25 protein-coding genes and 1 pseudogene are annotated in these 25332 nt (G+C 70.7%); 15 read left to right on the top strand and 11 right to left on the bottom strand.

Features of this window, described 5'->3' with window-relative positions:
- Window positions 1–168 precede the first annotated feature (168 nt).
- Entirely contained in the window at window positions 169–738 is a 570-nt protein-coding gene (locus ACWD5D_RS35265) for an HD domain-containing protein (protein WP_451376889.1), read from the bottom strand.
- Window positions 739–1018: 280 nt separating this feature from the next.
- Here ACWD5D_RS35265 and ACWD5D_RS35260 point away from each other — a divergent pair, with 280 nt between their 5' ends.
- The 7 genes from ACWD5D_RS35260 (at window position 1019) to ACWD5D_RS35230 (ending at window position 4862) form a co-directional block, all read left to right on the top strand.
- Entirely contained in the window at window positions 1019–1159 is a 141-nt protein-coding gene (locus ACWD5D_RS35260; protein ID WP_451376888.1) for a hypothetical protein, read from the top strand.
- Window positions 1156–1464 (top strand): SRPBCC domain-containing protein, encoded by a 309-nt coding sequence (locus ACWD5D_RS35255; RefSeq protein ID WP_451376887.1) that lies wholly within the window; start codon window positions 1156–1158, stop codon window positions 1462–1464. The genes ACWD5D_RS35260 and ACWD5D_RS35255 overlap by 4 nt, the downstream gene beginning before the upstream one ends.
- Window positions 1461–1829, top strand: coding sequence for an ArsR/SmtB family transcription factor (locus ACWD5D_RS35250; RefSeq protein WP_451376886.1), 369 nt, complete (start codon window positions 1461–1463; stop codon window positions 1827–1829). Before ACWD5D_RS35255 ends, ACWD5D_RS35250 begins: the two co-directional genes overlap by 4 nt.
- A gap of 13 nt (window positions 1830–1842) precedes the next feature.
- Window positions 1843–2325 carry a hypothetical protein gene (locus ACWD5D_RS35245; protein WP_451376885.1) on the top strand — a complete coding sequence of 161 codons (483 nt, stop codon included), beginning with the start codon at window positions 1843–1845 and terminating at the stop codon, window positions 2323–2325.
- A 285-nt stretch (window positions 2326–2610) separates the two neighbouring features.
- Window positions 2611–3615 (top strand): 2-dehydropantoate 2-reductase, encoded by a 1005-nt coding sequence (locus tag ACWD5D_RS35240; RefSeq protein WP_451376884.1) that lies wholly within the window; start codon window positions 2611–2613, stop codon window positions 3613–3615.
- Window positions 3616–3795: 180 nt separating this feature from the next.
- A complete protein-coding gene (locus tag ACWD5D_RS35235; protein ID WP_451376883.1) occupies window positions 3796–4230 on the top strand; it encodes a hypothetical protein in 435 nt (144 codons plus the stop codon).
- Between the two features lie 179 nt (window positions 4231–4409).
- Window positions 4410–4862: an iron chaperone gene (locus ACWD5D_RS35230; RefSeq protein ID WP_451376912.1), complete on the top strand. Its 453-nt coding sequence runs from the start codon at window positions 4410–4412 to the stop codon at window positions 4860–4862.
- A gap of 142 nt (window positions 4863–5004) precedes the next feature.
- On the opposite strand, the gene ACWD5D_RS35225 is transcribed toward ACWD5D_RS35230, so the two are convergent.
- Window positions 5005–7815 carry an ATP-binding protein gene (locus ACWD5D_RS35225; RefSeq protein ID WP_451376882.1) on the bottom strand — a complete coding sequence of 937 codons (2811 nt, stop codon included), beginning with the start codon at window positions 7813–7815 and terminating at the stop codon, window positions 5005–5007.
- Window positions 7816–7972: 157 nt separating this feature from the next.
- Between ACWD5D_RS35225 and ACWD5D_RS35220 the strand changes: the two genes are divergently transcribed.
- Window positions 7973–8329 carry a VOC family protein gene (locus ACWD5D_RS35220; protein ID WP_451376881.1) on the top strand — a complete coding sequence of 119 codons (357 nt, stop codon included), beginning with the start codon at window positions 7973–7975 and terminating at the stop codon, window positions 8327–8329.
- Window positions 8326–8778, top strand: a complete 453-nt coding sequence (locus tag ACWD5D_RS35215) for a pyridoxamine 5'-phosphate oxidase family protein (protein ID WP_451376880.1) — start codon at window positions 8326–8328, stop codon at window positions 8776–8778. The genes ACWD5D_RS35220 and ACWD5D_RS35215 overlap by 4 nt, the downstream gene beginning before the upstream one ends.
- Before the next feature lie 101 nt (window positions 8779–8879).
- Here the strand turns inward: ACWD5D_RS35215 and ACWD5D_RS35210 are convergent, their stop codons facing one another.
- Window positions 8880–9488, bottom strand: a complete 609-nt coding sequence (locus ACWD5D_RS35210) for a DJ-1/PfpI family protein (RefSeq protein WP_451376879.1) — start codon at window positions 9486–9488, stop codon at window positions 8880–8882.
- A gap of 322 nt (window positions 9489–9810) precedes the next feature.
- On the opposite strand from ACWD5D_RS35210, the gene ACWD5D_RS35205 reads away from it, so the two are divergent.
- The 3 genes from ACWD5D_RS35205 (at window position 9811) to ACWD5D_RS35195 (ending at window position 13430) form a co-directional block, all read left to right on the top strand.
- Complete coding sequence (locus ACWD5D_RS35205; RefSeq protein WP_451376878.1) at window positions 9811–11052, top strand: PP2C family protein-serine/threonine phosphatase; 1242 nt, start codon at window positions 9811–9813, stop codon at window positions 11050–11052.
- A gap of 140 nt (window positions 11053–11192) precedes the next feature.
- Window positions 11193–11849, top strand: coding sequence for a TOPRIM nucleotidyl transferase/hydrolase domain-containing protein (locus ACWD5D_RS35200; protein ID WP_451376877.1), 657 nt, complete (start codon window positions 11193–11195; stop codon window positions 11847–11849).
- 261 nt (window positions 11850–12110) lie between these two features.
- Window positions 12111–13430, top strand: coding sequence for a phosphatase PAP2 family protein (locus ACWD5D_RS35195; RefSeq protein ID WP_451376876.1), 1320 nt, complete (start codon window positions 12111–12113; stop codon window positions 13428–13430).
- 10 nt (window positions 13431–13440) lie between these two features.
- Here ACWD5D_RS35195 and ACWD5D_RS35190 read toward each other — a convergent pair whose 3' ends face one another.
- Together ACWD5D_RS35190 and ACWD5D_RS35185 are read right to left on the bottom strand one after the other, a co-directional pair.
- Window positions 13441–14133 (bottom strand): histidine phosphatase family protein, encoded by a 693-nt coding sequence (locus ACWD5D_RS35190; RefSeq protein WP_451376875.1) that lies wholly within the window; start codon window positions 14131–14133, stop codon window positions 13441–13443.
- Window positions 14134–15217: 1084 nt separating this feature from the next.
- Window positions 15218–15832 carry a TetR/AcrR family transcriptional regulator gene (locus ACWD5D_RS35185; RefSeq protein ID WP_451376874.1) on the bottom strand — a complete coding sequence of 205 codons (615 nt, stop codon included), beginning with the start codon at window positions 15830–15832 and terminating at the stop codon, window positions 15218–15220.
- Window positions 15833–16169: 337 nt separating this feature from the next.
- On the opposite strand from ACWD5D_RS35185, the gene ACWD5D_RS35180 reads away from it, so the two are divergent.
- The 3 genes and pseudogenes from ACWD5D_RS35180 to ACWD5D_RS35170 all read left to right on the top strand — a co-directional run bounded on the left by ACWD5D_RS35180 (window position 16170) and on the right by ACWD5D_RS35170 (window position 17601).
- The gene (locus ACWD5D_RS35180; RefSeq protein ID WP_451376873.1) at window positions 16170–16643 is read left to right on the top strand and encodes a MarR family winged helix-turn-helix transcriptional regulator; all 474 of its coding nucleotides are present in this window, start codon (window positions 16170–16172) and stop codon (window positions 16641–16643) included.
- Between the two features lie 65 nt (window positions 16644–16708).
- A pseudogene (locus ACWD5D_RS35175) lies at window positions 16709–16969 on the top strand (MarR family winged helix-turn-helix transcriptional regulator); the annotation flags it as partial.
- A 32-nt stretch (window positions 16970–17001) separates the two neighbouring features.
- Window positions 17002–17601, top strand: coding sequence for a cysteine hydrolase family protein (locus ACWD5D_RS35170; RefSeq protein ID WP_451376872.1), 600 nt, complete (start codon window positions 17002–17004; stop codon window positions 17599–17601).
- Between the two features lie 67 nt (window positions 17602–17668).
- On the opposite strand, the gene ACWD5D_RS35165 is transcribed toward ACWD5D_RS35170, so the two are convergent.
- From ACWD5D_RS35165 to ACWD5D_RS35140, 6 genes are all read right to left on the bottom strand, one after another.
- Complete coding sequence (locus tag ACWD5D_RS35165) at window positions 17669–18304, bottom strand: BlaI/MecI/CopY family transcriptional regulator (RefSeq protein ID WP_451376871.1); 636 nt, start codon at window positions 18302–18304, stop codon at window positions 17669–17671.
- Between the two features lie 393 nt (window positions 18305–18697).
- A complete protein-coding gene (locus ACWD5D_RS35160) occupies window positions 18698–18862 on the bottom strand; it encodes a hypothetical protein (protein WP_451376870.1) in 165 nt (54 codons plus the stop codon).
- 103 nt (window positions 18863–18965) lie between these two features.
- Window positions 18966–20339, bottom strand: coding sequence for an MFS transporter (locus tag ACWD5D_RS35155; RefSeq protein ID WP_451376869.1), 1374 nt, complete (start codon window positions 20337–20339; stop codon window positions 18966–18968).
- The gene (locus ACWD5D_RS35150; RefSeq protein WP_451376868.1) at window positions 20336–21547 is read right to left on the bottom strand and encodes a type III PLP-dependent enzyme; all 1212 of its coding nucleotides are present in this window, start codon (window positions 21545–21547) and stop codon (window positions 20336–20338) included. The genes ACWD5D_RS35155 and ACWD5D_RS35150 overlap by 4 nt, the downstream gene beginning before the upstream one ends.
- Window positions 21544–23211 carry an IucA/IucC family protein gene (locus ACWD5D_RS35145; protein ID WP_451376867.1) on the bottom strand — a complete coding sequence of 556 codons (1668 nt, stop codon included), beginning with the start codon at window positions 23209–23211 and terminating at the stop codon, window positions 21544–21546. Before ACWD5D_RS35145 ends, ACWD5D_RS35150 begins: the two co-directional genes overlap by 4 nt.
- A 222-nt stretch (window positions 23212–23433) precedes the next feature.
- Window positions 23434–25011: an IucA/IucC family protein gene (locus tag ACWD5D_RS35140; RefSeq protein WP_451376866.1), complete on the bottom strand. Its 1578-nt coding sequence runs from the start codon at window positions 25009–25011 to the stop codon at window positions 23434–23436.
- Between the last annotated feature and the right edge of the window lie 321 nt (window positions 25012–25332).

Genomic DNA, 25332 nt, shown 5'->3' with positions numbered 1-25332 from the left:
CCGGTCGAGCGCGCTCAACGTCTGGGCACGGTCGGAGCGCAGTTTGAGGGTGTGCGGGTGCACGTCCGTTCGGGGACGACGAGGGCGGGCCGTCGGACCTTCGTCGTCCAGGGGCGGGCGGTCGGTGCGGTTCCACACCAGGCCCGTGAAAGGCGGGAGTTCTCGTGATCACGCAGGGTTCCTGATCGCGGCGGCCATGGCGCTGACCACCGGCCGCCAGGAGGCAAGCCCCGGCACGCGCAGGCCTACGACCTTGCCCGCGTCGTCGGCCCGGCGGAGCGCCACCGCCGCGGCGAAGTCGGGATCGGCCTCGAAATCGGCCGCTTCCTGCGACGCCATGACGCCGCCCTGGCAGCCGAGGGTCCGGGCGCTCTCCGGGGAGAGCGCGAGGTCCGGGTCGGTTGCCGCGAGGTAGCGCTTGGCGGGGATGTGGAGGGCGACGAGGCGGGCGACCCGGTGCCCGAGAAGGGAGGCGACGGCGTCGGCGGCGTGCTCGCCGTGCCCGGCCTCGTCACCGGGCCTGAGGTGGTGCCCGATGTCGTGAACCAGCCCGGCGACCTGGAGTTCCCTGTCGTCCGGGTGCCGCGCGGCGAGGACCGCGGCGACCTGGAGACCGTGGTCGAGGATGTCCACCGGGTCGCCGGTGCGGTCCGGGGTGTCCCAGGAGTCCTCGCAGTCGGCGAGCAGGGACATGAGGTCGTCCACGGACGCGATGGACGGGGTCCGGTTCGGGTTCATGCGGCCACGGTGTCGCATCCGGTCGAACAGAAGGTGTACGGGAGGCGCCGCCGAGCGGGTGGGGCGTTATGGCGCGGGGTTGGCGCCGACTGGTTCCGTGCGACCGAGAGCGGCATCGCCACCAGGCCGCCAAGCAAGCAGCCACCAGGCCGCCAAGCAAGCAGCCACCAGGCCACCAGGCAAGCAGGTGCCTAGGTGCAACCCTTGGGTTGCACCTGAAGGGTTCGATGTGCAACTCTGAAGTTGCACTCAACGGCAATGACAACAGAGGGGTCCCCCCATGAACGAGGACCGGATTGAACGCGAAACCCTGATCGCGGCACCCCTGGAGCGGGTCTGGTCGCTGGTGGCCCAACCCGGGTTCTGGGTGGCCGACAAGGCGAGCCTGCCCGGCACCTGGCCAGGGAAGGCGAGTCGATGACGGCGAAGAACGCCGAGCACGGTGACTTCCCGGTGCGCGTGGAGAAGGTCGAGCCGCCCACGTACCTGGCGTACCGCTGGACCAGCGCGTTCCCCGGAGAAGAACTGCGCGAGGCCAACAGCACCCTTGTGGAGTTCACGTTGACCCCGGAAGGCGACCAGACGCGGCTGCGCGTCGTCGAGAGCGGGTTCGCGGCGCTGGCCGGGTCCCAGGAGCTGCGCAGTCAGAATCTGAAGGACCACAGCCAAGGCTGGCCCCTGGAGCTCGACGCGCTCAAGACGCGCGCCGAACAGCCCTCCACGTGACGGAAGAACGTCCCGGCGCCGCCGAGGCCGTCGACAGCGTCCTCGGTGCGCTGGCCGACCCGACGCGACGTCACCTGCTTGACCTGCTTGCCGCGCAGGGCGAGGCCACCGCGACGGCGCTGGCCGAACACCTTCCCGTCTCGCGGCAGGCGGTGGTCAAGCACCTCGCCGTCCTGGACGCCGCCGGGCTGGTTTCCGGCAGGCGGATCGGGCGCGAGGTGCGGTACGCGGTGCGGCCCGCGGCGCTGGACACGACGGCACGGTGGATGGCTTCGCTCGCGGCCGACTGGGACCGGCGGTTGGCGAACATCAAACGCGTCGCTGAGGCGGCGGAGCGGGATTCGGGTTCGACACGTCCCGACTGAAGGGAAGCACCCTGTGGACACGACAGTACTTCGCAGTGCCTACGAAAGGTTGCTCGATGCGGCGGCCGTCCCAGACCTCGGCGACGCGGACGACGGGGGATGGAACGCCGACCAGATACTGGCCCATCTCCTCAGCGTCGACGCCTCGGTCGCGGCTGTCGCTCTGAGTGTCGTCGCCGGCTCGCGGCCCACCTTCGACAACCGCGTCTCCCTCGACACCTGGAACCTTGACCGGATCATCACCGAGCACGCAGGCCGGGCGGACCTGATTGATCATGTCCGGAGCCAGGCCACGGTCCTGTGCGACATCGCCGACCAGCTCAATGAGGAAGCCGCCTCGGTTCCGGTGCCGTCACTCCTCCTGTCCAATGACGCACTCGTGCTGGACCAGCCGATTCCGCTGGCAAGCCTCATCGACGGCCTCGCCGAAAACCACGTGCCCGCGCATACGCGACAGCTCCTCGACCTTCGCGTCACCGACCCTGGGCACGCCTGAAAGACGGCGCCTGAGTCGAACATCGGACGCCCGGTCCCCCGTCTCCCCCCGAGGGCCGACTGCGTGGACCGGGCCGTGCCGCCGCCGCACGGCGCCCTGCAGCGCCCGATCAACCCCCGAAGGACTTCCGGAGCCGACCACTGAGCGACGGGCGAATCCGTAGCGCGGACGTCGCCGCCCCACGGCGCCATGGACATGTGACAGGTGACCGGTGGCATCGTCAGAAGGCATGTCCATGGTCCAGGCTGGCCTCTGCCCGGCCTCGCCCTGTCGCAGGAGTAACTCGTGTCCAAGCCCCGCTTCGCCGTTCTCGGCGCCGGCAGCATCGGCTGTCATCTTGGCGGCCACCTCGTCGCCGCCGGATATGACGTGACATTCATCGGCCGGTCCACCGCCATGGATGTGCTGCGCGAGCGGGGACTCACCCTCAGCAGCTCCGGCCGGCCGCCCGTCCACCTCACCCCCGACCGCCTGACGCTGGCCACCGGTCCCGAAGGCGCGGCCGGCGCCGACTACGTGCTGGTCACCGTGAAGACCGCCGGCACCGGGCCCGCCGCCGAGGACCTCGCACCCCATCTCGCCCCCGGCGCCGTCGTGGTGAGCTTCCAGAACGGGCTGCACAACCCTGAAACCCTCCGCGCCGCCCTCCCCAAGCACACCGTGCTGGCCGGAATGGTGCCCTACAACGTGGTGCAGTCCGAGCCGGGAACCGTGCACCAGGGCATGCCGGGCCGGCTCATGACCGAGCCGGACGACACGCTCCTGGCCGCCTTCCGTGAGGCGGGCCTGGCCAACCAGCCCCGGAGCGACATGCGCGAAGTGCAGCATGCCAAGCTGCTGATGAACCTCAACAACGCGGTCAACGCCCTCTCCGGGCTGCCACTGCGCGACCAGCTCGGCCGCCGGGCGTACCGCCGCTGCCTCGCCCTGTGCCAGCGCGAGGCACTTGCCGCCTATCGCGCCGCCGGGGTCACTCCCGCCCGCCTCGGCCCCACCGCGCCGAACGTCACGCCGTATGTGCTTGGGCTGCCCGACGCCCTCTTCCGGCGGGTGGCGGCGGCGTCCCTCCGTATCGACGCCCACGCGCGCTCCTCGATGTGGGAAGACCTGCAACGCGGCCGACCCACGGAGATCGATTCACTGCAGGGGGAGATCGTCGCCCTCGCCGCCGCCCACGGGCTGAGCGCCCCCGCGAACGCGCGCCTCGTCTCCTTGGTGCACGAGGCGGAGTCCACGCCGCGCACCTGGACCGGACCCGAGCTGTACGCGGAGCTGCGCGCGGCGCGCTGACGGTGCGGGGAAGCCGGAGCGGTACGGCGAGACGGACGGCCAACCCGTCCACGGGGTAGGGAGATTCGAGTCAGGTCGGTCGTCGCGTCGTACCGGTGTGAGCCGTTGGGGCCCTGCCCAGTGTTGAACGCGTTCAAATCTGGTGGGAGTATCTTCCTCGACTGCTCGGGGAGGGCGAGGATGAGGCGCACAGCAGGGCATCAAAGACAGGCAGCCGTAGGGGGCTTCGCCGAGCTTGTCCCGGCATTCCTGGTGCTGGTGTGGGCGGCAGTGATTGCCGCCGGCCCCTGGCTGCCGACCGCCGTAGGGATGGTGGACCTGACCGGCGTGACCGTCATCCTCAGCATGCTGCTCTGCAGCGTCGTACCTTCCTCGTTGTTGGGGGTGTATCTCGGGCGGGCGAACGCCTGCTGGGCAGTAGCCGTGTGTGGCGTGGTGGGGCCGGCGCTGTGGATTCTCGACTTCACGGTGTTCAGCGATCCCGACGTCCATTCGTCGGACGCGGCGGGAGCTCTCTTCTTCATGGGCCTTCTGGCCTTGGGACTCATCAGTGCACCGCTCCTGGCGGGCGCGGCGGCAGGCTGGAGTTGCCGTCGTCCCGGTGTGACGCACTGAGGCGGGCGACGGTTCGGCAGCAGGTGACGCACGGTCAGCGGGCTTCCTGCCCGTGGTCGATTCCGTGGTGAGCACGGAAGCGGTCCGTGGGCGAGGTGAATGAGACTGTGACCACGGTGATCGCGCCAGGCACAGCAGGCTGGGCGGATCGCGACGCATGTCTACAGGGGTGAGTGATGATGACCAGCACCGGGACCAGCACGTTCGAGGGATTCACGGCCGAGGAGCGGGCGGCGATGAAGGACCACGCCCAGGAGCTGAAGAAGGCCGCGCGTCGCAGCTCGCGCGCGGACAAGGCGGCGCAGGCGGAACAGGACGTACTCGCGAAGATCGCCGAGATGCAGGACTCGGACCGGGTCATGGCGGAGCGCGTCCATGCCGTCGTCACGGACGTCGCCCCGGTCCTCGCACCGAAGCTCTGGTACGGGATGCCCGCCTACGCGCTGGACGGCAAGGTCGTCTGCTTCTTCCAGAGCGCGGAGAAGTTCAAGGCGCGGTACGCGACGCTCGGCTTCAGTGACCAGGCGAAGCTCGACGACGGCCCGATGTGGGCGGCCGGTTTCGCGCTGACCGAGGTGACGGCCGAGGTGGAGGAGCGGATCGCGGCACTGGTGAAGCGGGCGGTGAGCTGAGGCGTGCACCCGCCCGGTGAGCGGACGGGTGCGCCAGGCCGGCGGGGGAGAGACAGGCGGGGAGCGGCGGGCGGGGGAGAGGCGGGCCCCGCCGGCGCCCCCGGCGCGAGCTGTTCGCCGTAGCGGGCGCCGTGTGCCGGGGCTACCCGATGCCCACGGGCGCGAGGCCGAGCCGGGCGAGGGCTGCGGTGCCGGCGGCACCATGGTCGTTCCCGGCGAGCAGGCGCGTGCGCGCCGCCTGGTAGCGGCAGCCGGCAGCCTCGAACGCGGCTGCGGTGGCGAGTTGCCGGGGCAGGTCGCCGTCCAGCAGCGCCCGCGCCCGGTCCACCTGCGCGGAGGCGACCGGGTTCCCCGCGACCATGCCGCGAGCGGCGTCGACCCGCTCCCGGGCGGCCGGGTGTCCGGCGAGTACCGACGCCTCCGCCCGGAGCGCCACGTACCAGTGCAGCCAGACCCAGCAGACCCACTTCCACACCTGATCCGGCTCCGGCGCCAGCCGCGCCAGGGCGCCGTCCGCGTCCCCGTGGTGGAGCAGGACCATGGCGTCGAAGACCGCGCCGTAGCCCTGGCGGTGGTCCTGGTCGGGGCCCGCCTGCTCGGCGATCGCGAGCCAGGCCGCACGGGCGTCGTGGTCGCCGCGCAGGCCATGGACCATCGCGACCGACGCGGCGGCCGGGCCGAGCGCGAACGACCGTTGGCGGCCGCTCTGTTCCCACGCGCCGAGGAACCCGGCGCTGCCCGCGAGCACCTCGGCGGCATCACCGGCGAACGCCTCCGTGACCAGGAGCCAGGACGTGGCGTGGTGCGCCGCCTCGGCCAGGAGGGGATGGTCGGCGAGCTGCCTGCTCCACAGGCGGGCCTGTGTCAGCTCCCCCACACCGAGGGCGTTTCCGGCGGCCATGGCGAGCGAGTCCACGAGTTCATGCGTACCGGCGGGGGTGTTCGGTACCGCAGCCAGGACTTCGATGCGGCGCCGGGCCGCGCTCGCGGCGCCGAAGGGGTCACCGGCCCAACTCCGGGCGCCCGAGAGCGCGTCGAGGGCGGCGGACTCGGCCACCGGGTCGCCCGCGCGGCGGGCGAACTCCACAGCCCGGTCGGCGCAAGTGACGGTCTCATGCGCGGTGTTGTCCACGTCCGCCTGCACCGCGCCGAACGCGTCCGCGATCACCGCCGCCTCGGCCAGCACGACAGCCGCCTCGGCAGCCGCATCGCCCTCGGGGGACAGCTCGCGAGCCTCGGCGAGCAGGGCGCTCACCTCGTCCACGGGCCGAATCCGCGTGAACGTGCTGGAGAAGCGGTACGCGACGGTGGCCGCGGCAGCCAGGTCGCGGCAGGCTCCGGCCTTGTCCCCGGCGCGGAGGGAGGCTCGGGCGGCGGCTTGGTGCAGACGGAACATGTCGTCGCCGAGTCTGCGGCAGCCGGCCACCCCGGCCGCGTGCCGAAGCGCATCGGCACCGGCGCCGTCCCCGGCGAGCCGGGCCGCCTGCTCGAACCGGTGCTGGGCCTCGCCGAGCAGGTTGCGGTCGAAGGCCAACTCCGCCACCAGCAGGGCGAGTCGGTGGGCGTCCGCGCGCCGCGCCGGCTGGTCGGCCGCCCAGGCGAGGGCGGCCCGGAGATCCTCCGTGATCGCGTCGAACCGCGCCCGCCAGTCGTCGCCCCCAGCCTCCGTGAGCCGGGTCGCGCCGGCCAGACACCACTCCAGATGGCGCGATCGGACATCGTCCGACTCACCGGCATCGGCGAGCTGTTCCGCCCCGTACTGACGGACCGTCTCCAGCGCCTGATAACGGGTGCCGGTCCCGGAGTCCGTTACGACGAGCAGGCTCTGCTCGGCAAGCCTGCCCAGCCCATCGGTGACCGCCGATGTATCCAATGGAGCGAAGGCGGTCACCTCGGCCGCCGCCTGAGCGGTGAACGGCAGGACGAACACCGACGCCCGCCGCAGCAGCGCCCGGTCCTGCGACTCCAGCAGCCCGTGGCTCCAGTCGAGGACCGCCCGTACCGACCGGTGCCTGCCGTCGACGCGCGGGCCGCCGGCCAGGATCCGCAACTGGTCGCCCAGACCGGCCGAGAGGCCGTCAAGTCCCAGGGTGGGCCAGCGCGCCGCTGCCAGCTCGATCGCCAGCGCCATCCCGTCGAGTTGCTCGCACAGACCAGCGACCTGCCTGCGTACGGCCGGATCCGGTGCCCGGCCCACCGCAGCGGCCCGCTCCATGAACAGGGCCACCGCGTCCGAATCGGCGCCTCCGGCCCGCGACAGCGGCGGGACCTGGAAGACCCACTCGAACGGCACCATCAGCCGGGCCCGGCTCGTCGCGAGCACCCGCAACCGCGGGCAGGCCACCAGCAGCCGCTCCACGAACGGCCCCACCCCGTCACGTATTTGCTCGCAGTTGTCCAGCACCAGCAGTGCCTCACGGTCCGCCAGCGCGGCCGCCACCGCGCCGTCGACGCTGCTGCCGGGCTGCTCTCCCACACCGAGGGCTGCCGCGACAGCGGCCCCCACCCGCTCCGGATCGGTCACCGGGACCAGGTCGACGAACCACGCGCCGTCGGCGAACTCACGGGCCGACTCCGCCGCCACCGCGAGGGCGAGCCGTGTCTTGCCCACCCCACCCGGACCCACCGCCGTCACCTGCCGGTGCGCCTTCACTGCCGCGGCCAACTCCCCACGCTCACGCGCCCGGCCGACGAACGCCGTCAGCGGCGCCCGGAGCGCGGGTGCCGGACCGGACTTCGCGGTGCCGGACTCCGAGGGGCGGGCCGACGCGGCAGCCCGCCGCGACAGCGCCCGCCGATCCGGCAACTCCAGCTTGCGCAACAGCGAGGAGACGTGCGACTCGACCGTGCGCACCGAGATGAACAGCCGCGCGGCTATCTCCGCGTTGCTGAGGTGTTCCCCGAGCAGCGCGAGAACTTCGGCTTCCCGAGCAGAGATCACTGGAGTGGACACCGGCTCATTATCCGTAGCCTTTTCCGTGGCCCTTTCCGTGGTCGGCACGGAGGCGGCCCGCACCCCTGTCGGGAGAGCCTGTGACCACAGCGATCGACACCGGTAAGCCCGACAGGAAGCGCCGGGACGATCGACCCACGACCCCACAGGAGCCACCATGACCGGTTTCGCCGCGCACGGGATGAAGACCGTGCTGCACCCCGTGTCCGACCTGGCGGCGGCCAAGGCGGTGTACGCCGCCCTGCTCGGCGTCGCGCCGCAGACCGACGAGCCGTACTACGCCGGCTTCGAGGCCGCCGGCCAGCACATCGGGCTGCTGCCGGGCGGCGGTCCGCAGGACCTGACCTCCTCGTTGGCCTACTGGCACGTGACTGACATCGAGACGAAGGTGGCCGAGGTGACCGCCGCGGGCGCGACCGTCAAGGAGCCCGTCCACGACGTCGGCGGCGGCCGCCTGGTGGCCACCCTCGTCGACCCCGACGGCAACCTCCTCGGACTGCTGGAGGACCGATGAACACCGAACCCCGCTCCCGCGCCCGGCGCCGCCGCGACACCGAGCACCGGCTCACCCACGACGTCGACATCTGGGTGGCCACCGCTTCGCCGGACGGCGCGCCCTACCTGGTCCCGCTGTCGTTCGACTGGGACGGCAAGGCACTGCTGTTGGCCACTCCGGCGTCCAGCCGGACCGGCAGGAACCTGGCCACCACCCGGACCACGCGGCTCGGGCTGGGACAGACCCGCGACGTGATCATGATCGAAGGCGACGTCGAAGTCCTCGAGATCGGCGAGCTGTCGCAGCGGGAGGGCGACCGGTTCGCCGCACGTACCGGCTTCGACCCACGCACACCGGTGACGCCGTACCGCTGGTTCCGCGTCACCCCACGCCGCATCCAGGCCTGGCGCGAGGAGACGGACCTGCCCGGTCGCGAGCTGATGCGTGACGGTCAGTGGCTGCTCTGAGGCTCGGGCCGGGCAGATCACCCGGCCCGAGCGCCGCCCCGTCCGAGGCTCGACGCCTCCCGCCCCCCCCACGCGGTGTCGGCCCGTTCCCGCCACAAGCGTCAGCCCAGCGCGACCTCGCCCGCGTGGACGGCACGCAAGTTGCGCTCGACCGTCTCCTGGTTCTCGCCCACGGGAGCCACGTAACCGATGACGTCCCGCACCGCGTCCTCCCCGACCGTTCGGGAGATCACCCAGCTCGCGAGGTACTGAGAGGCCAGGCAGCCGCCTGCCGTGGCGATGTTCCCCTCGGCGTGGAACGGCGCGTCCAGCACGGTGATGCCGCGGGCTTCGACGAACGGCCGGGTCTTCATGTCCGTGCAGGCGGGCATGCCCTCCAGCAGCCCGAGCCGGGCAAGCACCAGTGCACCGGAACACTGCGCACCGATCAGTTGTCGTGACGGGTCGAGCAGCAGCCTGGAGACCAGCTGGTCGTCGGCGACCACTTCGCGCGCCTTCACGCCGCTGCCGATCAGCACGACATCGGCTTCGGTCACGAACTCCATCGGGCGCTGCCCGGTCACCCCGACGCCGTTCATCGACGTGACCACCGGCGTCGGCGTAGTGATGAAAGCCTCCAGACCATCCCGCCGGCACCGGTTGATCAGCGCCGAGGCGATGAAACTGTCGAGCTCGTTGAACCCGTCGAAAGTGACCACGGCTACCTGCACGGCGACTCCTCGAAGTACGGACCGGAGGAGCAGGCTCTCAGGCACGACAGCCCCAGGTCGCGGGCCAATCGGGGCTCCGTGGCCCGCTCGGCGGTGCCGCAGGCGCCGAGGGCGAGGCTCGCGGGGCACGGCCCCGGTGGCCGCACGTCCGGTCGGCGCGCTGTGCGACCTCGGTTCCGGAAGGGCCACCGGCCCGAAGCGCGAGGGCACGCTGTCCGCGGTCTTCCGGAGCGCTCGTCGCGGGCGGGCCGACAAGCCGCGGTTCACGCCCGGACGCATACTTTCTGACATGAGACCCGTGCGGCGGGGCGGGAGACCGCATGTGACCACACCGCGGATCGATTACCGGGCCCTGTTCTCCGTGACGCCCAGCCCCTACCTGGTGCTGGACCCCGGCCTGGTGATGGTCGAGGTCAACGAGGCGTACCTGCGGGCGACGGGCCGGACCCGGGACGAGCTGATCGGCCGGTACCTCTTCGACGTCCATCCCGACAATCCGGCGGACCCCGACGCCGACGGGGTCCGCAACCTGAGCGCCTCCCTGCGGCGGGTTCTGGACTCGGGGAAACCGGACACGATGGCGGTCCAGAAGTACGACGTCCCGGTGTCGGGCAGTCCGGGAGTGTTCCAGGTGAAGTGGTGGTCGCCGATCAACACGCCCGTCCTCGGACCGGACGGAGAGGTCGCGTGGATCATCCACCGCGTGGAGGACATGACCGAGTTCGTGCTGAGCGGCCCCTTGCAGACGCGGCCGGAGGATCCTGGCGGCGAGCGGGCCGCGATGGAGGCCGAGCTCTATGCGCGGGCGCAGGAACTCCAGCGCCTCAACGAGGAGCTCCGCGAAGCCCACGACCGGGAGCGCCGGACCGCCCTCACCCTCCAAGAGGCCATGCTGCACGCACCGGACCTGGCCGGGCGCGGCGACATCGCCGTGCGCTACATGCCTGCCGCCCGATCGCTCAACGTCTGCGGCGACTGGTACGACGTCGTGGTCCTTTCCGAGGACAGGTTCACCGTCGGGGTCGGCGACGTGGTCGGTCACGGCCTGGAGGCCGCCGCCGTCATGGGCATGCTCCACAGCACCCTGTCCGCCGCCATCCGGGCCACCGAGGAGCCCGGCAGAGCGATGGACGTCCTGAGCGGCTTCGCCCAGACCTGCGAGGGCGCTCTGGCCACGACTGCCGTGAAAGCGGTCATCGACACACGTCAGCAGCGCATCACCTACACCAGCGCCGGTCACCTGCCGCCCATGCTGGCCCGGACGGACGGCACGGTCGCCCTTCTCGACCAGGCCACCGATCCGCCGCTGGGTGTCCCCACCGACCGGAGCACGCGCCCTCAGGCCACGGTGTCCTACACGCCGGGCGACACCCTGATCCTCTACACCGACGGACTCGTCGAACGCCGCGGCGAGGACATCGACGTCGGCCTGGACCGTCTCGCCGACGCCCTCCTGCGGCACGCCTGCCTGAGCCCTGACAACTTGGCCGACACCCTGCTCACCCGCCTCGGCGTGGCCGACGGCGGAGGAGACGACATCGCCCTGGTCGTCGTCCGCCTGTAGTCGGCCTCCGGACCACCCGGCCCGTCCGGCCGCGCCGCGCCGAACCGGGCACCGCGGGCGCCTGTCAGCGTGCGCGGACGAAAAACGCGGATGCGTACGGGGTTCCGGCCGTGCCACGATGCGCCGGGAAGCGAGGTCTCGTGGACGAGTTGAGGCGATTCCGCCTGGCGCTGAGTATGTGGGCGGCCGGCGGAACGGGGGCGGACGCGGCCGCCGCGAAGGCGCGCGAGCTGGCCGGTGACGGTGTGCGGACGATCGTGCTCGTCGAGGGGAACAGCGATCAGGTCGCGCTCTGGGCGCTGGCCACACGCTACGGCCGCGACCTCGACGCGGAGGGCGTCGCGGTCGTACCGCTCGGAGGCGCGACGAACATCGGGCGCTTCCTGGACGTGTGCGGTCCCGCGGGGCTCGGCCTCCCGCTGGCCGGTCTCTGCGACATAGGCGAGGAGCGCCATTTCCGGCGGCATCTGGAGCGGGTCGGGCTCGGGTCGGGTCTCACGCAGGCCGGACTGGAGGCGCTCGGGTTCCAGGTGTGCGTCGCCGACCTGGAGGACGAGCTGATCCGCGCCCTGGGGGCCGAGGCCGTGCAGCGGGTGATCGAGGCCCAGGGCGAGATGCGCCCCTTCCGGACCTTGCAGGGGCAGCCGGCGCAGCGGGAACGGCCCGTGGAGCACCAGTTGCGGCGCTTCATGGGCACGCACAGCGGTCGTAAGGCCCTGTACGCGCGGGCGCTGGTCGCGCACCTGGACCTCGACCGCGTTCCCCGGCCGCTGCATCGGCTCCTCGGCCACGTCTGAAGGCCGGTTCACGCGCTTTCAGTGAGAGCGTCATCCCGATGCCCGGAGGCACGCCGTATTTCGGGTCACCCGGCACCAGCGATTCCACCCGCACCGCTCGGTTACCATGATCGACCTCATGGCGACGCCCTTATCGCCTGCTCTTCGCCGGAAAAGCTTGCTTTCCGGCGTGAAGGGTGACCTATTCGACCAACAACTGACAAATCGGCCAAACAATTGATACCTATAGCGTCGCGGGTGCTCTCGCGAATTAACCACAGAATGAAGTCCGTCGCGTGGGCTCGACCACGGACGATGCTGTGGGCCACGGCGGGTGTGGTCGTCCTCGGATTCCTCATCGCGCTGGAGATCGCCTCGCGTCACTACGGCCTGCCGGGGCCGATCGCCAACCAGGTGAAAGAGGTGATATTCCCGCCCAAATCGGGGCCGTTGCTGTACGCGAGTATGGCGCTGATGATGGTGGTGCTCACCTGGCGGGAACGGTTTGTCGCGGCTGGTGTCGCCGTCGGTATCGACGCCGTCCTCTTTCTCGTCCGCTGGGCGGTCGATGCCAGGACGACCGAGGGCGGCCACCCCTTCGGAAACGGCGCGTTGTGGGTGATTCTGGGATACGGGGTCATCGCCGTCACGCGCCGCACGGGTCAGGAACGCATCCTGCTGCTGAAGGGCGTCGGACTCGCCCTGCTGCTCGTGGCAGGCCGTAAGACGGGCGACGCCTGGCTGCTCATCACCTCGAAGACCCGCCCGGCGGTGCTCGACCAGTACGTGGCCCTCGCCGATCACGCGCTGGGCAGTCCGTCGTGGCTGGCGGGCCGGATCGTCAGGGCCTCCGGTCCGATCAGTGCCCATGTTCTCGACTACGTCTACATCCAGCTCGCGGTGGCCGCCGTCATCGTCACGCTGTACCAGCTGCGCGACGTGGCGGCCGAGCGCCGCTTCCCGCGCCACCATCTGGTGCGCACCTTCCTGGTGATAGGCCTGCTCGGCCCGGGCATCTACATGATCTTCCCGGTGGTCGGACCGATCTTCGCCTACGGCGCCGACGGCGCGCACTGGGCGGTGGCCGACCTGTGGCCGGACACTCCGCCGCCGGTCGCCGGCCCGCACCCCATGCCCTTCGACCTGGTCACCCCCCGCAATTGCATGCCCAGCCTGCACACGGCGTGGGCCACCTCGATCTTCATCCATTCCCGTCAGGCCCCACGCGTTCTGCGATTCGCAGGCACCTTCTGGCTGATCGCCACGCTCGGCGCGACCCTCGGCTTCGGCTACCACTACGGCGTGGACCTCGTTGCGGGCGTCGTGTTCACACTCACGATCGAGGCGGCGCTGCGCTCGCAGGTACGCGGCTGGGACCGGGCGGGAATACGGCTCCTCGCCCATGGTGCGACGGTCTTCGCCGCGCTCCTGCTGGCCTATCGCTATCTGCCGATGAGGATGGCCGAACACCCGTGGGTGTTCGGGCCACTTCTCATTCTCGCGATGACGTCAGTGGTCTGCGCCTACATATGGACCACCAGGCAGTGGGAGCCGAAGGCCGCGCCATTGCGGCAACCGGAAGCACAACCCGAACCCGTTTGAGCGGGACGCGTCAGGAGACGCGCGAGCGGCCGCCGGGAACCCGACCGCTTCCCGGTGTGTCGCCGGGCCGGCGGGGACTGATCACGATCGAGGCGTACCGGAGTGCCTGATCGCCGGTGTGGATCCAGCGCTGGCCGTCCTGGGGCGAGGAATTCTCGAGCCGGACGTCCCAGTGCCCGTCTCGCCAGATGAACGAGACCGGGGACAGCGGCGGCACAGCGAGGTGCCAGAAGGCTCGTGCCGGTATGCCCATGGCGTGGATGAGCGCGGCCCGGACAACCCCCGCTTCGGTGACGGCCACGGTGTGGCCCGTGCCGGACGCCCTGCTGTTCAGCCAGTCCGCTGTCCGGCGGCAGAGCCGTCGTACGGACTCGCCTCCATGTGGTGCGGCGTCCGGGTCGGTGAGCCAGGCCGTGAACCCGTCGGGGTCGGCCACGGCGACGTCGCCGACGGTGCGACCGTGCCACGTACCGAGGTCGAGGTCACGTAGCTCGGGCTCGGCGGCCGCCGCCAGACCGAGGGCGTCCGCGGTCTGCGAACAGCGGCCCGAGGGCGCCCGGACGGCGAGGTCGTGGAGATCGAGGGCCGCTCGCGCGGCACTCGCCTCACGCAGGCCGGGCTCACTCAGGGGAGCGTCGCCGAGGAACGGGTCGAGGGTGGCGTCGCCACCGGGCGCGCACAGGAACGTCAGGTGGATCGTCATGAGACCGACCTCCTTCTGGGTCCCGCATGGCTCCGGACGGTGCGGGCGGATGAATCCGTCGCTGCCACGTCGTGACTCATGTACTTCAGCTTTGCCGTGAGCCGCCCGCCGCAACATCCATCAGGTGTCCGGAACCACCCCGCCGAGTGGCCGACCCGGTCCGTCCACCCGGCCGACGGGCCGGCGGCTGCCTGAGCGTCGTCGCACCCGGAGATCACGGGGGGTACACGGCGGCTTCCGCCTCCACGACGGGGATCCCGCGTGGACAGCCGCCCCTGACGTCATGGGGACAGGGCGCGCGTCCTCACGGACCCGGCCGGGCGCCCTGTCCTCATCACCACGCGCCGAGGGCCGATCGGCGTGACGTGAGCGCGATGTCCGGCCGCCGTCGGCCGCGGGCGACCCTGTCCGGTTCGACGGGGGCTTGACGTGGACCAGGATCCAGGCACCCGGTACGTGGCCGTTCTGCCGTTCTGCCGTCGTGCCGTCGTATCCCGCCGCCTGCGCGGTCCACCTCCGGCCCGAAGGCCAGCGCGGGACGCCGGCTGGCCGAGATGCGCTCGGCGAAGCCCCGCAGCCGCTCCGTGTCGGGGGCGACGCGGTCACTCAGCGTCCGCACCCGGGTGAACCCGGACAGGGGCCGCTTCCAGTCGTCCATGGGAATCGACAGATAGACCGGCCCCACCGCCGGCGGCAGCCGCGTGATCACCGCTCCGTCTGTCGGCCTTGCTCAGAGCGACAGCACCCTGCTGGGTGGCAACGGACTGCTCGGAGTCGTCTGAGCCGGCTGCCGGTGGGGGACCCCGAGCCGTCGGGCACGCCTCATGACCAGGCGATCTCGCCGTGCCGTACAGCAGGCGTGCGTCCCGGCGACGCCGCGGCTCGGGCCGACGGGCCGCAGGGCCTCGCTTTCACCGTCATCGGCAAGGCGTCCGGCGCCAACACCTCACCCGTGAACCTTCGTCGGTACGACATGACCGCTGGGCTGCGCCGTCCCCCGGGCGCCCCCGCATCGTGACTTCGTGCCGGGCCAGGACGGACACGCGCCACACCAGGAAGCCCGCCGATCCCCCGGCGGACCCTGTCAGGCCCCCGCCGGCTCGCCCGCCGACGCGCGGAGACGGTCGATGCCGGTGTCGAGTGCCGCCTTGAGGTGGGTCGAGTCGCCGGTGGACATCATGATGGTCACGCCGCCCTGGATGCCGGCCAGCAGTGCGGCGGCGGTACGGTCCACGTCGAGGGAGGGTGACACCAGGCCGTTCGCCTGAAGGGCGCGCATGCCGTCGGCGAGATGCTGCTGCCATTGGCGCATCAGCTGCGTGACGATCGCTCGGGCGCCGGGGCGGGCCCGGCCGACCTGGAGGAACAGGGATCCCAACGGACAGTGGTCGCCCTGGCGTTCATAGCGTTCCACCACGGAGTCCCGCCACCGGTACCAGGACTCCCAGGAGTCCAGACGCCCGAGGTGCGGCTGCTGGTCCTCGAGGACCCGGTCCGCCTCGAACTGGGCCACAGCCAGCAGCAATTCGTCCTTGCCGTCGGGGAAGTAGTGGAAGAGCTGGCTCTTGCTCGTGCTGGTGTGGGCGCGGATGTCGTCGAGCGTCGCGTAGGCGACACCCCTCTCGCGCAGCACCTCGGCTGCCCCGTCGATGATGCGGGCCCGCGTGGCGCGGCCCTTCGCAGTCAGTGTGTCCGGCATCTCGCCTCCTCCCTTCCACCGTACTGGACCATGAGGTCCATTCCAGGGAGTGAGGCGCGGGCCCCTGGGACGGTGACGAGACCGTCAGTCTGGACTTGTTGGTCCATTTTTCGGGGCGCACTGTTGTCCGCACATCGCGAGACGAGGGAGATCACGCCATGAGTGAGCGACTGCGGAACAAGACGGCGCTGGTCACGGGTTCGACCAGCAACATCGGCCAGACCGCACCCGCCTGTCCGAGTAGATGCTTGCACTAGCTCTATATGTGCTCTAGGCAATATTTCACTTCTTGGCGTATCCTGAGATCCAGTCGCACCCGGAAGGAGACCTGGACCCCATGACCGCCACGGATCCCGCACTCACCGCCCTCGCCAACGGATGGGGTGCCCTCTCCCTCCTGCACGGCAGGATCGAGGCGCACATCGAGCGCGCCCTGCAGTCCAAACACGACCTGAGCGTCCGGGAGTACTCACTGCTCGACGTGCTCAGCCGTCAGCACGACGACGAAGGCGGGCATCTGCAGATGAAGCAGGTCGCCGACGCGGTCGTTCTCAGTCAGAGCGCCACGACCCGCCTGGTCACGCGACTGGAAGACCGCAACCTGCTCGCCCGGTACCTGTGCCCGACGGACCGCCGCGGCATCTACACCAACGTCACCGAAGCCGGCCTGAAACTCCTCGCCGAAGCCCGGCCGACCAACGACACCGCTCTCCGCGAAGCACTCGACGAAGCGGCCAGGAACCCCGAACTGGCCTCGCTGGTCGAAGCGGTGGAAGCGGTGGACGCTCCCTCGCGAGCCCAGGGGGCGTGAACGCCCCGACCGCGTGCGCCCGGCGGTAGCGGCGCACGAGGCCAGGGGGAACCTGGCGGAACGCGGCCATCGCGCAGAGCCTCACGGTCCTCAAGGCCGCCGGGCTCGTGCACAGCGAGCCCGACCCGCAGGACGGCCGCAGGAAGCGGATGAGTGCCGCCCCCTCCGCGACCGAACTGGTCGACAACCTGCTCGCGGGACGCGCCACCTTCCTCGCCCGGGCCATCGACCGGGTCGTCGCGCCGGACGAACGCGAGGACATGGAGAAGGCCATCGAACTGCTGGAGCGGCTCGCGGCCGCCGACCTGAGCGACGGCGGCATATGAGAACCGAGAACTCCAGCGAAGGGGAACCCCGCGTGAACACCCCCGCCCCCGCCCTCCCCACGATCCTCCCGGAGCGGACCGCCCTGCTGGCCATGGACTTCCAGAACGGGATCGTCCCGCTCGCCACCGACGCCGACGCGCTGGTGGAACGGGTCAAGGGCGCCATCGCCGACGTCCGTGCCGCCGGCGGGACCATCGGCTACGTCCGCGTCGCCTTCACCGAGGACGACTGGGCAGCGGTTCCGGAGACCAACAAGGGCTTCACCGCCGTCGCCGCGGCGAAGATGCTGCACCACGAGGATCCCGCCACCCAGATCGGCCAGCGGATAGCGCCGGAGGACGACGACATCGTCGTGCGCAAGATCCGCTACGGCTCCGGCTCCACCACCGATCTCCACCAGCAGCTGAGCGACCGCGGCATCGACACGTTGGTGCTGAGCGGTATCAGTACCAGTGGTGTCGTCCTTTCCACACTCATGGACGCCGCCGACCGCGACTACAGGGTGTTCGTGCTGACCGACGGCGTGGCCGACCCCGACCCCGCGACTCACCAGGTGCTGGTCGACAAGGTGTTCCCGTCCCGAGCCCACCTCATCGACACCACCCGGCTCCGAGAATTGCTGTCCGCCTGACACGCGGCCACCCCCAGCAAGGCTCGCAAGCCTGGCGGGTGAGCCCTGCCGGCCCGAACTGCCGTGGCTATTCGGTGGTTTCGGGCTGGGCGTCGGCTGCGGGTGACGGTGTCGGCACCGGGGTGTGGGTGGCGGTGTAGAAGACGGATCGACCCTGCCTGGTTCGCTGGACGAGGCTTTTGGCCACGAGGGTTTCGAGGCCGGTGCGTACGACGGTGGTCGCGATGGTGCGGTCAGGATGCGCAACACTGAGGGCTTCGGCGACTTCCGCCGCGGAGCGGGGTTCCTTCTGCTCGGTGAGGTGGAGGTGGATGAGGTGGACGAGGGTCGGCTGAGTCGCCTTCGTGGCCCCCTTCTTGCCCGCGTTCTTCTTTGCGGGCTGCTTTCCGGCCTTGGGCTGCCTGGCGGTGGCCTTCTTCTCCGGCCGAGGTGTTTCGGTCTCCGTCCTGGTCTTCTTCCTCGGCGCGGGCACAGCACTGCCGGCCACGCTCGCGGGCTCAGCACCCGGAGATCCGACACCGAGCGCCTGCTGCATGCTCACCAGCACGGCGTGGTCGCGCTGCAGCGTCGCCAACTGCTCTTGCAGTTCCGTGAGTTCCGCTGTGATCCGCTCCTGCTCCTTGACGTTGCGATCGAGGTCGCTCGCAACCTGGCTGATGTAATGCGACGCCAACTCGGTGGCGGCTACCGTGCCTTCGGACATCGTCTTCTCCGTCCATTCGTAGCGGGTTCGAAGCTGTGGCCGACTGTGGCCGGCTGTTGTCGCGGCCGGCAAAGTGTGCTTGAGACCGCGAGGTGTCCTGGCGCAGCGATAATACGGGTGGGAAGCCTTGTTTTGGTTGCAATGGCATAGGTCGTTCGGAGCCAGAACCCGTGTGAAGCGGACCCGACGGCTTGGTGCCGCACCGTGGGTAGCGTGGTGGCCCCCAATGGAGGATGGCCACAATGAGCTGGACTGACGGCTGTCACATGAGCAGGCTGCTCAGCACGGTGTCTTGCCTGTCGACGGGCGAGGGACGGTCCACGACCTGCTTGGCCGTACTCCACATCCACAGGCATCCTCCGCTGGGGAGCGCGCTGAGCGCGACGCCCCTGCCTAGCCGTCGGCAGAGCGTGAACGCCCGCGTCGTCGCAGCGGCGCTGTCACCCACACCGTCAGCCCGACGAGCGAAACCAGCACCGCTCCTCCGACGACGACCGGAACGGCACCCATGACAGCAAAGGTCAGCAGAAGCTCCGGCCATGTCGGCTCCTCGCCCATCGTGCTCCCACCCTGTGTCACGAACGTCATGACGCCGGCGGAGATCAGTCAGTTCCGCAGCCCCGGTTGTCGGTGCGGACGGTGTCTCCTTTGCGAGGGCCCCTCACTTGTTCACCTGCCCTGACGCATCGCGCGCGGCCGCGGACGTCAGTTCCGCGTCATGCGGCGCCAAAGGCCGTCCTGGACAGGCCCGTTCACCACCGAGGCGCCGGGCTCGGCCAGTGAGCAGGGTAGGGATCGCGAGCGCGGCGGAGGCCGAGACGAGGCCGCCGAGGATGAGGCTGGAGCGGGCGCCCAGGGTGTCCGAGACGAGGCCGACCAGCGGGGCGCCGATGGGGGTGCCGCCGAGAAGGACGAGGAAGTAGACGGACATGATCCGGCCGCGAAGGCGTGGGTCGGCATGGAGCTGGGTGAGCGCGTTGGCGGTGCTGGTGACGATCACCGCGGCGAAGCCGGTGGGGACCAGAAGGGCCATGAGCGTGCCGTACCCCGGCATCAGGCCCAGCGCGGCCTCCAGCGCCCCGAAGACGATCGTGCTCCTGATCAGAACCCGGGCGTCGGGGGGCCGCGCGCGGCTCGCCGCGTAGATCGCGCCGACGAGACTGCCGGCGGCGTAGGCGGCGGAGAGGTATCCGAACGCGGCGGCGCCCGTGTGGAAGACCGTGACGGCCACGAGGGAGATGGTGACCTGGAAGTTGAGGCCGAAGGTGCCGACGAAGGCGACGAGGGTGATTGGGAGCAGCAGTTCCGGCGTCGAGGCGATGGCACGGAAGGCGTCGCGCAGTCGTGTGGGGCCAGGCGGGGACTTGCTCCGGGAGTGCGGCCCGGCCCGCTGGTCCGGCCGGCCAGGCTCTTCCAGCTCCTCCAACTCGTCGTGCTCGCCTGTACGGATGGTGATCAGGCCGTAGAGCACGGCCAGGTATGTGGCGGCGTTCGCGAGGAACACGGGGCCCGTGCCGAAGGCCGCGACGGTCAGGCCCGCGAGGGCGGGGCCGAGGACGCGGGCCACGTTGAACTGGGCCGAGTTCAGGCTGACCGCGGTGGCCACGCGCTCCCGGGCGACCAGCTCGGAGATGTATGCGTTGCGGGCGGGGCTGTCCGCGGCGGTGGCGGTGCCCAGAGCGAAGGCCAGCAGGTAGGCGGAGAGCAGGTTGACGGTTCCGGTGACGGTCAGCAGGCCGAGCAGGAGGGACTGCACCGCCATGGCTGTCTGCGTCAGAAGCAGGATCCGCCGCTTGGGGTACCGGTCGGCCAGAACGCCTCCGGTCAGGCCGAAGGCGGTCTGCGGCAGGAACTGCAGTGCGGTCACGAGGCCGACCGCACTGCCGCTGTTGCCGGTGAGGTGGAGGACCAGCAGGTCCTGGGCGGCACGCTGCATCCATGTGCCGACGTTGGAGACCAACTGCCCCAGCAGGTAGCGACGGAAGTTCCGGGCGGTGAGCGTGGCCGCCACCGGCCTGCGGGAGCCTGCGCTCATGACATCTGACGGGCGTACGGGCCCGGGACGGGTACCTCCGCGTCGTCGACATGATGGAAGCCCGGATGGGGGTGCATCAGGAACGCGTGGTGGGAGATGTTCCACGCATAGGCTCCGGCCAGGGCGAAGGCGACCCGGTCGCCCACGCGCAGCCGGTCGACCATGATCCGTCGTGCCAGGACGTCCTTCGGCGTGCACAGCTGTCCGACCAGCGTCACCGGCTCGTCGTGCGCCTGCGGACGGTCCCAGGGCCGGGGCCAGGAGTCGTCCGGGATTACCTCGAAGGGCTGGCTGTGCTGTTTCGCGGCGGGGGTGCGAAGGTGATGGGTGCCTCCCCGCAGTACGGCGAAGGTCTGTCCTCGGCTGAACTTGATGTCCAGTACCTGGCTGACGTACCAGCCGCAGTAGGCGGTGACCGAGCGGCCGGGTTCGATCCGGATCCGCAGATGAGGGTGGCGGGCCAGAATCGAGCGCAGTCCCGCGCCGAAGCCGGCCCAGTCGAAGACCTCCTGCGGTCGGGTGTAGTCGACGCCCATTCCCCCTCCGACATTGACCTCTGCCAGGGCGATACCGCGCTGACCGGCCCAGTCCCGGGCCCAGGCCAACATCCCGTCGATCAGGCGGAGTTGGTTCCTCGCCCGGAGCCCGCTGGCGAGGTGGAGGTGCAGGCCGCGCAGTCGGACGCGCGGATCGGAGGCGATCACCTCCAGGCAGCGGTCCAGCTGGACGGGATCCATGCCGAAGGGGCTCGCGTAGCCGCCCATCGCGAGGGCGACCTGGCCGATGTCGACGGGCAGGTTGACGCGCAGCAGGATGTCCACGAAGCGGTCGCCCAACAGGCTGGTGACAAGCCGCAGTTCCTGCTCGCTCTCGACGTGCAGGCGCTCCACGTCGGCATCCAGTGCCTGAGCCAGCTCCGCCTCCGTCTTGCCGGGACCTCCGAAGGCGAGAGGGACATCGGCGAAGAGGCCGCGCACATGACTCAGTTCACCGCCGGAGGCCACCTCGAACCCGTCGACGTGCCCGGCCAGGGTCCGTAGGACGAGCGGGTCGGAGTTGGCCTTGGCCGCGTACAGCAGCTCGACGCGCTCGGGTAGCGCCGCGCGGATGGCCTCGACGTGCTCGCGCAGCGCCGGCAGGTCGTAGACGTAGGCGGGCAGTTCGGCGTCCGTGAGTCGGCAGACGCGGTCGAGCAGGGCAGGTCTCACCGGGTCACCTCGCGGGGAAAGCCGGCGCCCAGCGGGCTGGGCAGGGGGACGTAGGCGGCGTGACGGTCGGCCTTGCGCGCCCACCGCAGGAGGAGGTTGGCCTTGGCGGGCAGCGGAACTCCGGACAGCAGAGCGCGCAGGTGTGGCGGATCGCCGGCGGCACGGGCGCAGGCCTCGAGGTGATCCCGGAGCAGGCCCCAGAGGGCGGGCTCCAGCGTCGGGGCGAGGTCGGCCAGGGCGCCGAGCACTTCGGCGGCGTGGTTGACCAGCAGGCAGTACGCGACGCGGTTCCAGCCCCGCTCGGCGTCGTAGGTGAGGGAGACCCGGACGTCCTCGGGCAGGTCGTCGAGGAAGTGCCGGTGCCGCGCGGACAGGAGCTTGGTGCCTTCCAGGTCGCGGAAGAACATCTGCGCCGGGGTGCCGTCGGAGTGCACGCCGACGACGACGTTCTGCAGGTGGGGTTCCAGGACGACGCCGTGCTCGAAGTAGGCCGCGAGCACCGGAGGCAGCAGCAGCCCGAGGTACGTGTCCCACCAGGCCAGGACGTCCCCGTCGCCGAGAGCGAGCAGACGGGAGACGTGGGCGGCGCTCGTGGGGTACTCGTCCGCCACCGCGGCGGCGAGCAGGGGAGTCACACCGGGACGCAGGTGGTGGCGCAGTCCGGAACGTACGACCACACCGAGGCCCTCCAGGAGCGCCGTGTCGCCCCCGGTGTCGAGGGTGCGGTAGCCGGGCTCGGCCAGGAGTGTGCAGCCCGGGAATCGGTCGGCCAGTCCGGCGAACAGCGGCTGGAGCAGCCGGTTGAGGGCGACGGCGCCCGTCAGTTCGTAACTTGCGTGTCTGCGGACGCAGTTGGTGAGACGGACGTTGAGGCTGAACTTCAGGAAGGTGTCGGTGCCGGGGTCGTACAGCGTGCGTACCGATGCGGTCGGTACCAACTCCGGTCCGCTCACCGCGGCGTCAGCGACATCGCCGGCTGCCATCGCTGCGCGCAGCCGTTCGTGATCCCGCAGCAGGCGGTACTGCCAGGGGTGCACCGGCAGTGTCGCGAAGCCCGGTTCGGCCGAGGGGCACAGCGCGTCGAGCTCGCTCAAATCGCCCTCCTCACGCACGAGATGGCGGCGTACGGCCAGGTAGCGCAGGGGGAAGCGGGCGCCGGTCTCCGGGCCGTAGGCCAGCCAGTCCACCGAGTCGCCCGTGCGGGCCTTCGGGGTGGGGTGGAAGCGATGCCCGAACACCAGGGACTGTTCCGACGCCAGGTACGGGTCCGCGTGCGGCACGGAGCCGGCCCGCTGTTCCAGCGTGGTCAGGATCGTCTCGCGGCTGTCGGCCACCTGGGCCAGGAACTCCTCGTTGGCGGTCCCCGTGCGCAGTTCCAGCTCGTCCTGGATGAAGCCGGCAAGCTCCTTCCAGCCCGCGTTCACCCAGGTCGCGTCGTCGAGCCGCTGCACCGGGCCCTGGAAGCGGTGGGCGCCGATCAGTGAGACGCGGCGCAGCCGGCAGCGCAGCAGGAGGCCCCGGCGGGGCAGGCGCAGCAGAAGGTGGTCGTCGTCGACCGTCACCTGATGCTCGGGGGCGGACACTTCGCGGATCAGGCAGTTGAGCAGAGTGTGGGCGGTGACGGCGTCGGCTGTGCGCGTCGGCTCGGTGGAGGGAGCGGACACGATTGAGGTGATGATTGAGGTGGTGCCTGTGGTGCCTGTGGTGCCTGTGGTGCCTGTGGTGCCTGCGGCGCCAGTGGTGCCTGTTGTCGTGCTTGTCGTGCTTGTCGTGGGGATCCGGGTGTTGAGGGCAGTGTCGGCGGTCATGCGGTCACTCCAGTGGGACAGCGGGATCGGTGCCGGATTCCGGGGGGTGAGGCGTGTACGGGGGTGAGGGCGCGACGGTCAACGGAACCGCGCCAGGGGGTTGGGAACGGGTGTCCACAGCGCCTTGCCCGGGTTGTCGGACAGGCGCATGGCGACGGTCGCCTTGAGCGGCATCGCGTCGGCGAAGAACGCCGCGGCGTCCTCCCGGTCCGGCAGGCCGCGGTACACCCGGTGACCGACCTCCGCCACCGCCCCCCACAGCGCCCGGGGATCCGCTCCGCGTGTCCGGCTCAGGACGGCGACCAGCTCGCTGAAGACTCCGCTGACCAGGCCGCCGAACAGTTTGGTGCGCAGCGCGTCCATGTCGTCGCCCGCGCGGGTGCCGAGCAACGGCGGCAGCGTGAAGCCGTTCAGGGCCAGGCGGCGCGGGCTGACGCGTACGCCGTCCAGATCCCGGTACAGCACCCGCACCGGCCGGCCCTCACGCAGCACCACCAGGGTGTTCTGGCCGTGCGCCTCCAGCGCCGCCCCCATCGACAGCAACGTCAGCGCGGGCGGCAGTACGAGCCCGGCGAAGTCCGCAAGCCAGCGCACCGGATCTCCCGAGATCACGGTCGCTCCCGTCGCATGGACGGCGGTGAGCGGGACAGCGGTCTCCCCGGCGTCGAGATGGCATTCGGTCGACTCCCGGATCATCGCCGCCAGGCTCGCCGAGGGCTCTCCGTCCACGCACACCGCGCCGCCGCCCAGTTCCCGCAGGACGCGCAGGCTGTCGCCGTATCCGGCCTTGTCGACGAGGGCCGCGACCAGGTCGGACAGCGCGGGCCCGTCGGCGACCTCGGCGGGGGAGATGGTGCGCCGGTAGTTGGTGACCTGTACGTCGAGCGCCGTCTTGACGTGGCAGTCCCGCAGGACGTCGAGCGGCGCCAGGGTGCGCAGCGACAGCAGTGGCCTGGCCGGGATCGTCTCCTCGACGACGGTGAGGTCCGGATGCCGCCGGAGCACATGATCCCGCTGCCAGGGATGCAGCGGTACGAGGACCGTGTCACCGTCACGCAGTGCCCCCGGCCACTCGCCTGCGCTCCGCCAGCGATCGGCCGGGACGGGGAGGAGGGCGAGACGGACCACGGGATGGTGCTCGGGCGCGTAGGCGAGCACCTCGGTGACGGACATGCCGGTGCGGGTCCGGCAGCAGGGATGCTGCGGGTGCCCGTCGACCACCGCCTGCTCGGCATCCGCCGAGTCGTTCGGCGGTCCCGGGGCGCGGACGGCGTTCGCGGCCCGCGCGAGGGCCAGGTTGACGACGCTGTTGTCGAGCTCGGCGGCGAGCCGCTCCGCGGCGGGGGTGCGCGGGCCCAGCTGAGCCAGCAGTTCCGCAGGATCGCTGATCGGCCCCTGCGCACCCGAGACGGTGAAGTCTTCGGGCACTTCGGCGAACGGCCGAGCGCTGGACCGGGGTGCCGACAGCTCACCACCTCGTTCCAGTTCGACCACCAGGGTGTCGGAATCCCGGCGGTGCCCGGCCACACCGGGCAGGGGCTCCCGTGAGAAGGCGCCCCACAGGCGGCTCAACACGGTGGCCCGCGCTCCCGGGAGCGCGGCCGTGAAGGGCTCCACCAGGTCCGGGCGGGTGCGTCGTAGTTCATCGATGGGCATGGGTGTCCCAGGTGTTCGTGGGGGCTGGTCACTCGGTGCTCCACGGGCACCGGCGGTGCAAGCGACGCTACGGGAAGCCGATCAAGGGGATTGCCAGAACAAATACAGCGGAGTTCCCGTAAGTGTTCGATGAACCGTCTTACCTTCCCTGTCCCCTGCCGATTCCGCCGTGGCCGATTCCGCCTCTTCGGTCTTTTCCTGGATCTGTTTTCGAATGCGACAGGGCTGGCCGGAAGTGACAGGTCATCCCAACTCCTGCGTGTCGGCGCGGGTTTGATGCCGTTTGGCTGGAGCCGGATTCACCCGGCGTTCGAAACTCTT

The organism is Streptomyces sp. NPDC002520 (assembly GCF_053595235.1).
The sequence above is the reverse complement of the archived record's forward strand: the minus strand, read 5'-3'. Positions and strand labels throughout refer to the sequence as shown.